14 protein-coding genes are annotated in these 14,213 nt (G+C 42.1%); 5 read left to right on the forward strand and 9 right to left on the reverse strand.

Annotation, left to right across the window (positions count from 1 at the left end; translation table 11 throughout):
• The first annotated feature begins 75 nt into the window (after window positions 1-75).
• Window positions 76-1,215: a molecular chaperone DnaJ gene (gene dnaJ / locus ACJ7Z2_RS01135; RefSeq protein ID WP_409500516.1), complete on the forward strand. Its 1,140-nt coding sequence runs from the start codon at window positions 76-78 to the stop codon at window positions 1,213-1,215.
• Window positions 1,216-1,502: 287 nt separating this feature from the next.
• Window positions 1,503-3,011: a catalase gene (locus ACJ7Z2_RS01140; RefSeq protein WP_409500517.1), complete on the forward strand. Its 1,509-nt coding sequence runs from the start codon at window positions 1,503-1,505 to the stop codon at window positions 3,009-3,011.
• A 62-nt stretch (window positions 3,012-3,073) separates the two neighbouring features.
• Here the strand turns inward: ACJ7Z2_RS01140 and ACJ7Z2_RS01145 are convergent, their stop codons facing one another.
• The 7 genes from ACJ7Z2_RS01145 to rluC form a co-directional block, all read right to left on the reverse strand.
• Window positions 3,074-3,295 carry a sulfurtransferase TusA family protein gene (locus ACJ7Z2_RS01145; protein ID WP_006248546.1) on the reverse strand — a complete coding sequence of 74 codons (222 nt, stop codon included), beginning with the start codon at window positions 3,293-3,295 and terminating at the stop codon, window positions 3,074-3,076.
• A gap of 20 nt (window positions 3,296-3,315) precedes the next feature.
• The gene (locus tag ACJ7Z2_RS01150) at window positions 3,316-4,344 is read right to left on the reverse strand and encodes a YeeE/YedE thiosulfate transporter family protein (protein ID WP_409500518.1); all 1,029 of its coding nucleotides are present in this window, start codon (window positions 4,342-4,344) and stop codon (window positions 3,316-3,318) included.
• A gap of 108 nt (window positions 4,345-4,452) precedes the next feature.
• Window positions 4,453-5,787, reverse strand: a complete 1,335-nt coding sequence (locus ACJ7Z2_RS01155; RefSeq protein ID WP_409500519.1) for a cation:proton antiporter — start codon at window positions 5,785-5,787, stop codon at window positions 4,453-4,455.
• A gap of 110 nt (window positions 5,788-5,897) precedes the next feature.
• Window positions 5,898-7,046, reverse strand: coding sequence for a succinyl-diaminopimelate desuccinylase (gene dapE, locus ACJ7Z2_RS01160; protein ID WP_409500520.1), 1,149 nt, complete (start codon window positions 7,044-7,046; stop codon window positions 5,898-5,900).
• An 87-nt stretch (window positions 7,047-7,133) separates the two neighbouring features.
• Window positions 7,134-7,484 (reverse strand): ArsC family reductase, encoded by a 351-nt coding sequence (locus ACJ7Z2_RS01165; RefSeq protein ID WP_409500521.1) that lies wholly within the window; start codon window positions 7,482-7,484, stop codon window positions 7,134-7,136.
• Window positions 7,484-8,341, reverse strand: coding sequence for a dihydropteroate synthase (folP, locus tag ACJ7Z2_RS01170; protein ID WP_409500522.1), 858 nt, complete (start codon window positions 8,339-8,341; stop codon window positions 7,484-7,486). The genes ACJ7Z2_RS01165 and folP overlap by 1 nt, the downstream gene beginning before the upstream one ends.
• 109 nt (window positions 8,342-8,450) lie before the next feature.
• Window positions 8,451-9,413, reverse strand: coding sequence for a 23S rRNA pseudouridine(955/2504/2580) synthase RluC (gene rluC, locus ACJ7Z2_RS01175; RefSeq protein ID WP_409500523.1), 963 nt, complete (start codon window positions 9,411-9,413; stop codon window positions 8,451-8,453).
• 108 nt (window positions 9,414-9,521) lie between these two features.
• Here rluC and ACJ7Z2_RS01180 point away from each other — a divergent pair, with 108 nt between their 5' ends.
• Window positions 9,522-10,424, forward strand: coding sequence for a mechanosensitive ion channel family protein (locus ACJ7Z2_RS01180; protein WP_134916436.1), 903 nt, complete (start codon window positions 9,522-9,524; stop codon window positions 10,422-10,424).
• 97 nt (window positions 10,425-10,521) lie between these two features.
• The gene (rraA, locus tag ACJ7Z2_RS01185) at window positions 10,522-11,019 is read left to right on the forward strand and encodes a ribonuclease E activity regulator RraA (protein WP_021279661.1); all 498 of its coding nucleotides are present in this window, start codon (window positions 10,522-10,524) and stop codon (window positions 11,017-11,019) included.
• A gap of 47 nt (window positions 11,020-11,066) precedes the next feature.
• On the opposite strand, the gene ACJ7Z2_RS01190 is transcribed toward rraA, so the two are convergent.
• Window positions 11,067-12,428 carry a patatin-like phospholipase family protein gene (locus ACJ7Z2_RS01190; protein WP_409500524.1) on the reverse strand — a complete coding sequence of 454 codons (1,362 nt, stop codon included), beginning with the start codon at window positions 12,426-12,428 and terminating at the stop codon, window positions 11,067-11,069.
• A gap of 199 nt (window positions 12,429-12,627) precedes the next feature.
• Between ACJ7Z2_RS01190 and ACJ7Z2_RS01195 the strand changes: the two genes are divergently transcribed.
• Window positions 12,628-13,179 carry an NADPH-dependent FMN reductase gene (locus ACJ7Z2_RS01195; RefSeq protein ID WP_409500525.1) on the forward strand — a complete coding sequence of 184 codons (552 nt, stop codon included), beginning with the start codon at window positions 12,628-12,630 and terminating at the stop codon, window positions 13,177-13,179.
• Between the two features lie 69 nt (window positions 13,180-13,248).
• Here the strand turns inward: ACJ7Z2_RS01195 and ACJ7Z2_RS01200 are convergent, their stop codons facing one another.
• The gene (locus ACJ7Z2_RS01200) at window positions 13,249-14,157 is read right to left on the reverse strand and encodes a LysR family transcriptional regulator (protein WP_126301235.1); all 909 of its coding nucleotides are present in this window, start codon (window positions 14,155-14,157) and stop codon (window positions 13,249-13,251) included.
• Window positions 14,158-14,213 lie beyond the last annotated feature (56 nt).

Raw genomic sequence — 14,213 nt, forward strand, 5'->3', positions numbered from 1 at the left:
TACTATAAAACGCTCTCCCACAAGGGGCGAGGGCAAGCGGTCAAAAACAGAGAAAAATTTACAAACGGAACAACAATGGCAAAGAAAGATTATTACGAAGTCCTTGGACTGTCTAAAGGGGCAAGCGAGAAAGACATCAAACGAGCATATAAACGTTTGGCGGCAAAGCATCACCCGGATAAAAACCAAGGCAGTAAAGAGTCGGAAGAGAAATTTAAAGAGATTACCGAAGCCTATGAAGTGCTGACCGACAGCGAGAAAAAAGCGATGTACGACCAATACGGTCACGCTGCCTTTGAACAAGGTGGTGCGGGTGCCGGCGGATTCGGTGGCTTTGGCGGCGGTGGTTTCGGTGGTTTTGAAGACATCTTCAGCGAAATGTTTGGCGGTGGCTTTGGTGGCGCTGGTCGTCGCCAACGTGTGGTGCGTGGCGATGATTTGCGTTACGACATCGAGATCACCCTTGAAGAAGCCGTAAAAGGTTGCAAAAAAGATATTCGCATTCAAACCTTAGCTGAATGTGATACTTGTCATGGTACAGGGGCGGAAGCAGGGAGCAAAGTGGAAACCTGTTCGCATTGTCACGGCTCCGGCAGAGTTCGCCGTCAGCAAGGTTTCTTTGTGACTGAGGCAGTTTGTCCAAGTTGTCACGGTACAGGTAAACGCATTGAAAAACCGTGCCGTTCTTGCCACGGCGATGGACGTGTACAGAAAGCGAAAAACCTCTCTGTTACCATTCCGGCAGGTGTGGATACCGGTAATCAACTTCGCTTATCGGGAGAGGGAGCTGCAGGCGAAAATGGCGCACCGGCAGGCGATTTATATGTGGTGATTCACGTTAAAGAACACGATATTTTTGAGCGTGACGGCTCGAATTTATATTGCGAAGTGCCGATTAGCTTTACCCTTGCAGCCTTAGGCGGTGAAATTGAAGTGCCAACCCTAGACGGTAAATTAAAACTCAAAATTCCGGCAGAAACTCAAACCGGTAAACTATTCCGTGTGCGAGGCAAAGGGGTAACAAGCCCTCGTGGTGGCTACGCAGGGGATTTAATCTGCAAAGTGGTGGTCGAAACGCCTGTGAATTTAACCGAAGAACAGAAAGCACTATTACGACAATTTGAAGAGAGTTTAGAAGGACAAGGTAAACATCGTCCGAAACACGAAGGTTTCTTTGATGGTGTGAAGAAATTCTTTGATAACTTAGGCAAATAAAATCATAAAAAGTACATATTTCTTAAATATGTACTTTTTTATTATCTATTCTTTGTTGAAATCTACTTCTCGGCCGTTAGTTTTTACACCTACATACTGCAAAAAATAGTGGAAAAATGACCGCTTATCATCTTTCTCAGAATACTTGAAAATTAAAATCAGCTATTAAAAATTAATATTTAATAGCCATTAATTATCAAATTGATAGATTGAGAAAAAATCTACAACACCTATAATTCTCTTCGGATTAATTACCTATCTTATTTCTAATTTATGAGGATTCTATTATGTCTAAATGTCCTGTTACACATTTGACAATGAACAACGGTGCGCCTGTTGTTGATAACCAAAACAGCTTAACAGCGGGTCCACGTGGTCCATTATTAGCGCAAGATTTATGGTTAAATGAAAAATTAGCAAACTTCGTGCGTGAAGTCATTCCTGAGCGTCGTATGCACGCTAAAGGTTCCGGTGCGTTCGGTACTTTCACTGTAACTAACGACATCACTAAATACACTCGTGCGGCAATTTTCAGCCAAGTCGGTAAAAAAACTGAAATGTTTGCTCGTTTCACCACCGTTGCAGGTGAACGTGGTGCGGCAGATGCTGAGCGTGATATTCGTGGTTTCGCATTAAAATTCTATACCGAAGAAGGTAACTGGGATATGGTGGGTAACAACACCCCTGTGTTCTTCTTACGTGACCCACGTAAATTCCCGGATTTAAACAAAGCGGTTAAACGTGACCCACGCACGAATATGCGTTCTGCAACTAACAACTGGGATTTCTGGACATTATTACCAGAAGCATTTCACCAAGTGACTATTGTAATGAGTGAACGTGGTATTCCGGCTTCATATCGTCATATGCACGGTTATGGCTCACATACTTATAGCTTCATCAATGCAGCTAATGAGCGTTTCTGGGTGAAATTCCATTTCCATACACAACAAGGCATTAAAAACTTAACTAACGAAGAAGCAGCCGCTATTATCGCTAACGATCGTGAAAGTCACCAACGTGATTTATATGAAGCGATTGAGCGTGGCGATTTCCCGAAATGGAAAATGTTTGTTCAAATTATGCCTGAAACTGATGCAGACAAAGTACCATACCACCCGTTCGATTTAACTAAAGTATGGCCGAAATCAGACTACCCATTAATTGAAGTTGGTGAGTTTGAATTAAATCGTAATCCTGAAAACTTCTTTGCTGATGTTGAACAATCTGCATTCGCACCAAGCAACTTAGTGCCGGGTATCAGCGTGTCTCCGGACCGTATGTTACAAGCTCGTTTATTCAACTATGCGGACGCTCAACGCTACCGCTTAGGTGTGAACCACCACCAAATTCCTGTAAACGCACCACGTTGCCCGGTTCATAGCAACTCTCGTGACGGTCAAGGTCGTGTGGACGGTAACTACGGTAGCACCATTCACTACGAACCAAACAGCTTCGGCAAATGGCAAGAACAAGCTCAATATGCAGAGCCGCCACTGAAAATTAATGGTGATGCAGCCCACTGGAACTATCGTGAAGACGATGCTGACTACTTCAGCCAACCACGTGTATTGTTCAATATGATGAATGATGAACAAAAACAAGCATTATTCAATAATACTGCTGCAGGTATGGGCGATGCATTAGACTTCATTAAATACCGTCATATTCGTAACTGCTATGCCTGTGATCCGGCATACGGTGAAGGTGTGGCAAAAGCATTAGGTATGACGGTTGAAGATGCTATTGCTGCAAGAGCAACAGACCCAGCATTAGGTCAACCGGGTTTACTCTAATCCTTAGTGAATACAAAACTCAAAGCAAAAGCTCTACGAAAGTAGAGCTTTTTTACTGCTAATTATTTAACCACCGTAATTTCCCACAAGGCATCGCCAAGTTGTTGGTAATCGGTAACTTCATAGCCTTCCTCTTCCGCCCAATTTGGAATGGCTTCGGTTGCTTGAGTGCAGTCAAATTCAATCGTTAAGCTATCGCCTTTATTCAATTTTGCCATCGCCGCTTTGGCTTCGACTAATGGAAACGGGCAGACAAGCCCTGAGGCAGGTAAACGTACGTTCATCTTTATTACTCCTTAAAAAATTAACCTTTTAAACGCTGTGGGCGGATAATCATAAAATACGCTCCAACAAATGTACCGAGAATCATCATTGGTAATGAAAGCCAGCCTTGCCAAGAGAAGAAAGCTGTTTCAACTAATCCGTTCCCGATTGAACAACCACCGGCAAGGCTTGCACCGATTCCCATTAATGCACCGCCGCCTGCACTGCGTAACATTGTGGTCGCATCTGGCACTCTGAAACGGAATTCATTCGAGAACTTTGCAGCCACAAACGAGCCGATCAAAATCCCTAACACCAAAAATACCGCCCAGTTAATAAATTTAGCTTCACCGGTTACAAAATATTGAACCAAATTTGCACTTGGCGTAGTAATGCCTAAGCCGAAGTTTCTACCGGCAGCACTGCTAAGAGGCCAAGCAAGCAGTGCAATTAAGCCTACCAACACTGCCGTCACAAACGGGTGCCAACGTTTTTCAAACAGAATATGAGCTAAACCGGTTTTGCGTGGTTTTAACGTGATGGTTTTACCTCTCGGTTTTCTTAAATGATAGAAGGTTAATGCGAATGTAATTACACTCAGAATAAACACTAACACCCAAGGGGAAATACCAAATGTTTCATAAATCGTGCGGTGTTGAATTACATTACTTTTTAGCTCTTGATTAAGTGGGGCTAACACACCGGTTCGCATAGAAGCAGAAAACAGCCCATAAATAATCAGTGCAACCCAACTGCCGATTAAACCCTCACCGGCACGATACCACGTTCCTGTAGCACAACCGCCTGCATAAATAATGCCGATACCAAACAGAAATGCCCCAATGATCACCGCAAGCAAAGGCAAATCTTCCGCCGGAGAACTAAAAGAGCCGGCTTCATACAAAAGCCAAATCCCGATCGATTGCACCGTAATTGCAATTAAAAGTGCCACAAACATACGGCTATTCTTTGTTACATAGAGATCACGAAATGCTCCGGTAATACAAAAACGCCCTCTTTGCATCACAAACCCGAGTAGAAAGCCACATAATAATCCTGTCAATAACATAAAAAATACCTCTCAACAAATTAACGTGAGAGGTATTTAAATATAAAGCCGTCTAGATGGCTAATAATCTTTAGCAAAATGATATGTTATTCAGTTATATCAATGCTATTAAATATGCGGAATTACATCATCAGGTGCACCTAATTTATTGAGAGCCACTTTTCTTGGGTCAACCAACTTGGATTTCTTTATCATCGGCTCAACCGTTGAACCTTGTACTAAAATTGAGAAAGTTACTACCGCATAGGTCATTAACAAAATCAAATCACGCACATCAAGATTGCCTTCTGAACTCGATACCACCGCAGCACCTGCCGGTACGGAAAGTGCCATCGCAAGGGCTAATCCACCGCGTAATCCGCCCCAAGTCATAATGCGTAAGGTGTAAGGATTATAAGTGCGGAAGCGTTTTAACACTTGGTATGGAATCCACAGGCTGATGTAGCGTGCAAGCAAACAAATTGGAATTGCTGCCAACATTAACACCCCACCAATAAAGGTGAAATCAACTAACAGTGTGCTTAAACCGATAAGCAGGAATAACAGGTAGTTTAATGAATGGTCGATCATCTCCCAGAAGTGATCAAGATATTTTTGGCTCTGTTCGGAGAAACCGGAACGGCGAGTCCAGTTGCCAATCATAATACCGGCAACGACCATTGTTAATGCACCAGAAACGTGTAAGTAGTTCGCAATCACAAAGCCAACAGTTGGAATGGTTAAGGTGATTAAGATCTCAAGGCTTCCGTCATCGGTTGCAGAAATAAATTTATGTGCCACAAAACCGGTTAATAAGCCAAAAACAATACCGCCTACTGCTTCTTGTAAGAACAGCCCGGTAATGCCACTGAGTGTTGGAGCCTGTCCGCCAAAAGCCACCGCAAAGATAGTGGTAAAAATTACTAAGCCGATACCATCATTAAACAACGATTCCCCCTCAACGTGCATTGAAAGGCGTTTTGGAGCTTTCAAGCTTTTGATAATTGCCAATACGGCAATCGGGTCGGTTGGCGAAATCAATGAGCCGAACAACAAGCAATAAACAAAACCGATCTCCAAACCACATAGTTTTGCCACGCCATAAATCAAAGCACCGATTAAGAAAGTGGAAATTAAGGTAGAAAGTAAAGCATAAACTGCAATTTCTCGGCGTTGTTCTTTCATTAACGGTAGTTTAATTCCAAGTGAACCGGCAAACAGTAAGAAACCAAGCATTCCGTTTAGTAGGAAACTTTTAAAATCGAGCTGTTCAAAAATGGAAATGGCAAGTTTATCAACGTGAAACCAGCCAAGAGAACCGAAGGTAAGAATAAGAAGGGAGCCTATAAGGGCAGAGGCTGTAATAGCTATGGTGGTTTGAATATTTTCGTTTAATTTTCGGGTAAAAAACGAAATAAACATCGCAAGCCCAAACAGCAGGCAGATATACGAGTAGAGTTGCATAACATTTTCCTATAAATATAAAAACTGCTGCTAGTGTAAACGCTGTTTAACAGAATAGCTACATAAAAAATAGGCAGAATACAATTTGGTAACATTCTGCCTATTTTGGGTTATGCGGTTGCCAATAATTTTTCTAAAATTTGATAATAAATTTCGCCACAATGTGCTAAATCATCCACACTCACACACTCATTAACCTTATGAATGGTTGTGTTAAGTGGCCCAAACTCCACGACTTCAGCGCCCATTAACGCAATAAAACGCCCGTCTGAAGTACCGCCGCCGGTGTCTAAGCGAGGCGTAATTTTTGCCACATTTTCGACTACTTGTAACGCAGCTTCCACCAATTTCCCATTGCCGGCAAGGAACGGTTTACCCGACAAATTCCAACTAATTCGGTATTTCAAACCGTGTTTTTCGAGCATTTCCGCTACTTTGGTTTTGATGATTTCATCGGTCACTTCGGTGCAATAACGTAAGTTAAACTGCACATAAAGCTCGCCCGGAATCACATTATTACTGCCTGTACCAGCCTTAATGTTAGCTATTTGCAAACTAGTGGGCGGGAAAAATTCATTACCCTTATCCCACTGATAAGTGGTCAGCTCGGTTAAAAAGCCCAGTGAAGTATGCACCGGATTTTCCGCTAAATGCGGATAGGCAACATGACCTTGAACTCCCTCAATATAGAGATCAGCTGTGATTGAACCACGTCTGCCGTTTTTAATCACATCACCAAACACTTTACTACTAGACGGCTCACCCACTACCGCATAATGCACCGCCTCATTGCGAGCCATTAGAGTTTCCACCACTTTTACCGTGCCGTCTTTGGCTGCTGCCTCTTCATCGGAGGTAATCAATAATGCCACTTTGCCCTTATGGTTCGGGTAATGTTGCACGAAAGTTTCTGCCGCCACAACTAACGCCGAAAGCGATCCTTTCATATCCGCCGCCCCTCGCCCGTAAAGCATTCCATCTACAATTTCAGCCGAAAACGGCGGATAAGCCCATTGGCTTTCATCGCCTACTGGCACCACATCGGTATGCCCGGCAAACACAATGCAAGGCTCTGCTTTACCATTCTCCGTGCCGTGCGTTGCCCATAAATTCAAGGTGTCGCCAAACGGCAACCATTCAATATCAAAGCCCAGTTTTTCAAGACGTTGTGCAATTTCTTGCTGACAGCCTTTGTCTTGTGGGCTGATGGAATCACGGCGGATTAGGTTCTGTGCAAGGGAGATAATTTTATTTTTCATAGGTTACAAGCGGTTGTTTTGGGTGAATTTTTTGCAATGTTTCTAGTTCCCCCTCTTTAGCAAAGAGGGGAGCAGATCTCAGGTTAATTAAAGATTAAACGCAGCCACATACTCTTTCTCATTAAAGCCAATCAAAGCAATATCATCTTTAATCACAATCGGGCGTTTAATCAGAGTTGGCTGTTCGGTCAGCACTTTTAATGCCGACTCACGGTTAAGGTTGTTTTTAATTTCCTCATCAAGGTTTCGCCAAGTGGTGCTACGTTTATTAACTAAGTTTTCCCAACCGAATTTTGCTTCCATTTCCACTAACCAATCGGCATTTAAACCGTCCACACGGTAATCGTGCAGTTGTGGGTTTTGATTATGATCTTCGAGCCATTTCAAGGCTTTTTTTACTGTGTCGCAATTTTTAATGCCATAAACTAAGGTTGTCATTATTTCTCCTCATTATCTGATTCCAGCATTGCTTGCCAGATTTTTAACGCATCGGCGGTTTCTGCCACATCGTGCACCCGTAAAATTTTCGCCCCATTTTGGGCAGCTAATAATGCCCCTACCACAGAGCCAATCAGTCGTTGTTCTACCGGTTTGTCTAGCACCGCCCCAATCATTGATTTACGGGAAAGCCCGGCAAGCACAGGGAAGCCTGAATCCACAAAGGCTTTAAGATGTTTCAATAATTGGTAATTGTGCTTCACGCTTTTGCCAAAGCCAAAACCGGGGTCTAATATAATATGCTCTTTGGGAATGCCTGCGGTGATGCACTCGAAAATCCGTTGATTTAAGAAATCCGCCACCTCTTCCAATACATCATCATAGTGCGGATTTTGTTGCATTGTTTGCGGATTGCCTTGCATATGCATTAAACAAACCGGCAAGCCCAATTCTACTGCCGTTACTAACGCATTTGGCTCAGTTAAGGCTCGAATATCGTTAATCATATCCATACCGGCTTTTGCCGACTCTTTAAATACTTCCGCTTTGGAACTATCTACCGAAATCAAGCAATCAAAACGGCTGCGGATCGCCTCCACCACCGGCACAACACGCTCTAATTCTTGTTCTAAGCTCACAATCGCTGCATTCGGGCGGGTGGATTCGCCGCCAATATCAATAATGCTTGCCCCATCAGCTAACATTTTTTCCGCTTGGAACAGAGCTTTATCAAGGGAAAAAAACTTGCCCGAATCGGAAAATGAATCCGGCGTGAAGTTTAAGATCCCCATAATTTGCGGCGTGGTTAAATCTAACAAGCGGTCATTTTTTTGAAAATTTTTGAAATGGATTTGCATATTTTTGCTTATATTTTGCTGATGCAAGCGTCCACGCTTGTACCACTCTATGTTTGTTACAGCACAAGCGTGGACGCTTGCGCTATCTTATACTCTCTCATTACGTTATTTAGTAATTAGCCCTTAATTTCGCCAATACGCCTTTTAAGTTTTTATCCAACGGGGCGGTAATGACCATTTCTTCGCCGGTTTTTGGGTGTTCAAAACGAATAGCATAGGCGTGCAGAAATAAACGCTGTAAGCCCACTTCTTTCATTTTGCTGTCAAATTCCACATCACCATATTTGTCATCTAACGCAATCGGGTGTCCGGCATATTGGGTATGCACACGGATTTGGTGGGTTCTGCCGGTAATAGGCGAGGCTTTCACCAAAGTGGCATTGGCATAACGCTCTTCAATGCTGAAACGGGTTTCGGACGGTTTGCCCTCCTCACTCACTCGTACAATTCGTTCACCGCTGGCAAGTTCGTTTTTCAGCAACGGGGCTTTAATCACTTTAGTGTGAGCCTGCCATTGCCCTCGCACAAGGGCAAGATAGTCTTTTTGCACCACTTTCTCACGTAGTTGTTCGTGCAAGGAACGTAACGCCGAACGCTTTTTTGCCACCAGCAAAATGCCTGATGTATCACGGTCGATACGGTGTACCAATTCCAAGAAACGAGCCTGTGGACGTAACGCACGCAAAGCCTCAATCACACCAAAACTTAAACCACTGCCACCGTGTACAGCAATACCTGATGGTTTGTTAATTACTAGCATTGAGTCATCTTCATACAGAATTTGGCTTTCCAGCTCCGCCACTTTGTTTAATTTAGTCGAAATTGGGGCTTCATTTTTTTCCGCTACACGCACCGGTGGCACACGCACTAAATCATCGGGCTGTAATTTATATTCGGGCTTTATGCGCCCTTTATTCACCCGCACCTCGCCTTTTCGCACAATGCGGTAAATCAAACTTTTCGGCACGCCTTTGAGCTTTGCCAATAAAAAATTATCTAAACGCTGTCCGGCTTCATCTTCACTGATCGTAAAAAATTGAACACCGGCACTAATTACTTTTTCTGTTGTCATTATCTTGTCTTTTAGAGAAAATTTTGCTCTAAATTCTAGCACAAAACCGCTTAGCGAGTGAGGCAAATTCGCTAGGCTTATTTTTCATTTTAATTTTAAGGAAACAATATGACTGAAAAAGTCACCGAAACCGCCCCAAATATTGACGTGGTTGCCGAAACCGAAAAAGTAATTAACAAAGTCAGCACAATGGATTTTAATTCCGTATTAAACGAGTGGATTATCCCTTATGGCACCAAAATTTTACTAGCGATTGCGATTTTTGTAGTCGGGAAATTTCTTGCCCGCCTGATTAGCCGTTTACTCGGCAAAGCGGCATTAAAATCAACCAAAGATGAAATGCTGCAAAGTTTTATTGTCTCAATCAGCTATTTTTTACTGCTGTTAATTGTGGTGATTGCCTCGCTTTCACAAATCGGCATTAACACCAGCTCGCTGGTTGCATTAATCGGTGCGGCCGGTTTAGCCATCGGTTTATCATTACAAAACTCATTACAAAACTTTGCTGCCGGCGTGATGTTGTTAATCTTCAAGCCATTTCGCAAAGGGGATTTAATCGAAACCGGCGGAATGACCGGCGTGGTTGAACAAATGGGGCTTTTAGTGTTGGAACTTCGTACCGGCGATAACAAAACCGTGTTATTACCAAACGGCAAAGTGTTTTCTGACAGCATCATCAACTACTCTAACAACCCGACACGCCGTATTGATTTCACCTTTGATATTTCTTATGAATCTAACTTAAAAGAGGCGAAAGAGATTATCCAACGCATTTTAGACGCCAATACTTATGTATTAAAAGATCCGGCACCTGTAGTAGCAGTCGGCGCTTTAGCACCGCATAGTGTTCAACTTGTTGTTCGCCCTTGGGTTCAGACGCCAAATTACTGGGCAGCATATTGGGAAATTATCGAACAAGTAAAATTAGCCTTTGGTGAAGCAGGCATATCTATTCCTTACAACCAAATGGAATTGCATATTAAAAGCGGTTCACTAGAGAATAAAGCATAAGAAAAAAGCCTGTAAGCGGTCTTTTTTCGATAAAATTTTGCAAATTTTGGGCGAAGGTTTATACTTTAGCTAAATAATCTACGAACAGGAGCATATTATGCGTATTGATACCTCTGCACTTTGCGATCTTTATTCTGACCAAGTTGATGTGGTTGAACCAATTTTCTCAAGCTTTGGCGGTGCTTCTTCCTTCTTTGGGAAGATTACCACGGTTAAATGCTTTGAAAGCAACGGTTTAATTGCTGAGGTTTTGGAAGAAGAGGGTGAAGGGCGAGTGCTGTTAGTCGATGGTGGCGGTGCAGTTCGTCGTGCCTTAATTGACGCAGAGCTGGCTCAACTTGCTGTAGATAACGGCTGGGAAGGTATCATCGTTTATGGTGCGGTTCGCCAATTAGATATTTTGGAAAGATTAGATATCGGTATTCATGCTTTAGCGCCAATTCCAGTGGGAGCAGATAACACCGATATTGGAGAAGTGGACACACCGGTCAATTTCGGTGGCGTAACGTTCTTCCCTGAAGATTACATTTACGCTGATTTAACCGGCATTATTCTTTCGCAAGAGTTGTTGGATTTAAGCGATATTAGCGAATAAATATTTGCAAAAAAATACCAAAAACCGACCGCTTGGTCGGTTTTTTACTACTGCAATATTTTTAATGCCGCATTATATTCTTGAGATTGCTGTAATAAAACTCGAGCGGCTTCACGTAATTTATCTACATCGTCTTCCGGCAGATAAAATGATGTTGCAATATTTAGCACATCTCTTTTTAAATCACCATCAGGTAATTCTTTTAAACCTAAACTAACAAAATGCATTTCGATCTTCGATGGCTGTTTATTTGCATATTCATTCCAACCATCCGTAAACTGGCGGTAACGCTGTAAATTAATTTGTGTCGTTCTATCAATTGGCACGTTAACTATTGTATTCACTACATCAGCCACACCCGGCACATTTGCGGTCTTATCGATCTCGCTAGAGACTTCATTTTGCGCATTTACATTAATCACTACAATATTTTTCACCCCAAGCTGATGAATATACTGGTACATCTCTTCAATACCCATAACATCAGATATTTCCAGCACACTGGCAAGCCCTAAATTATCCGTTAATCCACCATCAACTAAATGGATAAAGGGGCGCTCTTTACTATCTTGATAAAGGCTGAGTATATGATTCGTTTCTTCAATATTTTTTGTAATTAGTCCATCAATTGCTTTTTCCCTAGCACTAAATTCTTGTGGCATACTAAAATGGCAATTTCCACCATTGTTATTCAGTGTAAGCGGCGCAAAAATCAGAGGAACAGAACTAGAAGCAGCAACAGCACGGGAAATTTCTAAATCATTCAAATTTAAACAAAGCCCATCAAAGGTTTCTTGCGTAAAGGTCAGTTTTTGACCAATATTCATGTCTGTTGCGCTAATCACAGCAAAAGGTCCTTTACGATTTTTCACTAAATCACCAAACTTTTTACCATGATAAAGGGCAAAATTTAAGCGTTCTTGCAATAAATCACCACGCCCATATTGAGGAGAACTTAAACGAGGAAGATTGGATAACGAAAACACCTCTGTAATAATATCTTTTTGAAAGTTCGCTTTTAAAAAACGGTCAGCAAATTTAGGAATGATATCCTTTCCTTCCAACGCAAAATAAGTGGCTAATATCGATCCACCTGATACGCCAAAGGCAATATCAATATTCTCTAATAAAGTATTACCTTTATTTGTTTCTTTCACCCTTACCTTTTTAAACTCTTCCAACACACCATAACCAAGCGCCGCCGCTCTTGTTCCACCACCTGAAAACATGATAACAACAATATTACCGTCTTTTGCACTTTCAGCGATCACATTTTTTTGTCGATAACCTCTTTCCACATTTACCTGTTTAATTGTTTCAACTGGCTTATAAACAACCAAACTACAAGCAGATAACACTAGCGTAAAGACGAAGATGAAAAGTTGTTTTATTTTGTTTAAAAAAAGCATAAAAAACCTAAATTAAGATCTATTTCTACAAATTATAACCTTTTTAGCTAAAGATAAAAGCGGTCAAATTTGGCCTAAAATTTGCAAAATTATTTAATATAAGTAAATAGTGCTTTTCATCATAAGCGCTTTATGAAACAAATTGAAAGGGATAAAATGCCTACATTCTCTATTTCTCTATGTACTAAGGAATTATAAAATGGCAAAACAAATTGCAGTATTAATTGGTAGCGGCAGCAAAACTTCATTTAGTCACTTGACTGTTCGTCACTTACAAAAAATGGCACCTGCAAGCATTCAATTAAACATTGTGGATATTGCAGACTTACCACTTTACGACCGTGATTTAGACGAAAACAGCCCGGCACAATACACTCGAGTGCGTGAAGCGATTGCTGTGGCAGATGGCGTGTTATTAGTCACTCCTGAGCATAATGCAAGCTTTTCTGCAATGCTTAAAAATGCGATTGACGTGGTTTCTCGCCCAATGGGGCAAAGCAAATGGATTGGCAAACCTGCAGGTATTGTAACCGTTGGTGCAAGCCCGGCAGGTGGTGTGCGTTCTGCTGATCAAGTGCGTACTATTACTTCAGGCTCATTTATCAATATGCCAACTTTACCTTTTGCATTAAACGTAGGTAACTTATTTGCAGGCGTATTTGATGAGCAGGGTGAAATTGCCTCTGAGGCATTAAAAAGTGCAATGCAAAACTTCATTAATGCCTATGCTCAGTTTGTAGAAAAATACTAATCTTATAATGCAAAAAAGCCGTTTATCTAAAAATATAAACGGCTTTTTTCGTAGTAAAAGAAAGGATAATTAAAGAGCCTGTTTAGGTTTGACCACACCCTGCAGTACTTCCCTTAACCACCGATGTGCCGTATCTTGTTCGGTTCTTTCGTGCCAAGCCATCATCATGGTGAAGCCTTCTACCTCTATGGGTGGAAGTTGTAAATAGACATTGGGTAGTGTTTTTGCCAAGCGTTCGGGTAATACTGCAACTAAGTCGGAGCCTTGCAATAACTGGGGCAGCAGTGAAATATGATTTACAGATACCATCACCTTGCGCTGTAGCCCAATCTTTTGTAATGCCAGATCTGTGGCACCGCTGAATTCTCCGCCATTGTAAGAAAGCATTGCAAACGGCAATTGGCTGAATTGTTGGGGTGAGAGCGGCTTGGCGACCATCGGGTGCGTTTTACTCATCGCACACACATAACGTTCCTCATATAACACGGTTTTGATGATGTCAGCGCTTAAATGTTGTTGGCTGACTAAAGCAAGATCAATCTTGTTTTGCTCAAATAAGGTTTTGATATTTTGCCCCTGCACTGGCAGCAAGGCAACTTTTACATTCGGAGCAAGCCGTCTTAAACGCAGAATCAGCGGCAAGGCAATGATTTGTTGTACATAATCCATCGCTGCAATACGCAAGGTCATATTCAGATGTTCCGGCTCCAATATGGGCGGTTGCAGCATGGAGCGGATATCTTGCAGAATGTTGCGTGCGGTCTGCCCCAGTTGCAACGCGCGGTCAGTGGGCTGCATACCGTGTTGTACCCGTACGAACAGCGGATCGTTAAAACTCTCCCGCAAGCGGTTTAAAATACCGCTCATCGCCGGTTGAGTAATGGATAATCGTTGTGCTGCTCGGCTAACATTGCATTCGTCCAGCAGTACCACAAAGGCTTTGAGCAAATTGAAATCCAGAGTTCTTATATCACTCATTATTATACCTAACTATCACAATAATCAATTTGAACAGATAATAGCACTGAATTATT

The organism is Mannheimia glucosida (genome assembly GCF_046267875.1).
Taxonomy (GTDB): Bacteria; Pseudomonadota; Gammaproteobacteria; order Enterobacterales; family Pasteurellaceae; genus Mannheimia; species Mannheimia glucosida.

Excerpts from the sequence above, each read along its gene's own strand:
- ACJ7Z2_RS01155 (WP_409500519.1), bottom strand. The coding sequence starts at position 5,787 with ATGCAACTCTACTCGTATATCTGCCTGCTGTTTGGGCTTGCGATGTTT.
- ACJ7Z2_RS01165 (WP_409500521.1), bottom strand. The coding sequence starts at position 7,484 with ATGACAACCTTAGTTTATGGCATTAAAAATTGCGACACAGTAAAAAAA.
- ACJ7Z2_RS01190 (WP_409500524.1), bottom strand. The coding sequence starts at position 12,428 with ATGCTTTTTTTAAACAAAATAAAACAACTTTTCATCTTCGTCTTTACG.
- ACJ7Z2_RS01200 (WP_126301235.1), bottom strand. The coding sequence starts at position 14,157 with ATGAGTGATATAAGAACTCTGGATTTCAATTTGCTCAAAGCCTTTGTG.
- ACJ7Z2_RS01150 (WP_409500518.1), bottom strand. The coding sequence starts at position 4,344 with ATGTTATTGACAGGATTATTATGTGGCTTTCTACTCGGGTTTGTGATG.
- folP (WP_409500522.1), bottom strand. The coding sequence starts at position 8,341 with ATGCAAATCCATTTCAAAAATTTTCAAAAAAATGACCGCTTGTTAGAT.
- dnaJ (WP_409500516.1), top strand. The coding sequence starts at position 76 with ATGGCAAAGAAAGATTATTACGAAGTCCTTGGACTGTCTAAAGGGGCA.
- ACJ7Z2_RS01140 (WP_409500517.1), top strand. The coding sequence starts at position 1,503 with ATGTCTAAATGTCCTGTTACACATTTGACAATGAACAACGGTGCGCCT.
- ACJ7Z2_RS01195 (WP_409500525.1), top strand. The coding sequence starts at position 12,628 with ATGGCAAAACAAATTGCAGTATTAATTGGTAGCGGCAGCAAAACTTCA.
- rraA (WP_021279661.1), top strand. The coding sequence starts at position 10,522 with ATGCGTATTGATACCTCTGCACTTTGCGATCTTTATTCTGACCAAGTT.
- ACJ7Z2_RS01180 (WP_134916436.1), top strand. The coding sequence starts at position 9,522 with ATGACTGAAAAAGTCACCGAAACCGCCCCAAATATTGACGTGGTTGCC.
- rluC (WP_409500523.1), bottom strand. The coding sequence starts at position 9,413 with ATGACAACAGAAAAAGTAATTAGTGCCGGTGTTCAATTTTTTACGATC.
- ACJ7Z2_RS01145 (WP_006248546.1), bottom strand. The coding sequence starts at position 3,295 with ATGAACGTACGTTTACCTGCCTCAGGGCTTGTCTGCCCGTTTCCATTA.
- dapE (WP_409500520.1), bottom strand. The coding sequence starts at position 7,046 with ATGAAAAATAAAATTATCTCCCTTGCACAGAACCTAATCCGCCGTGAT.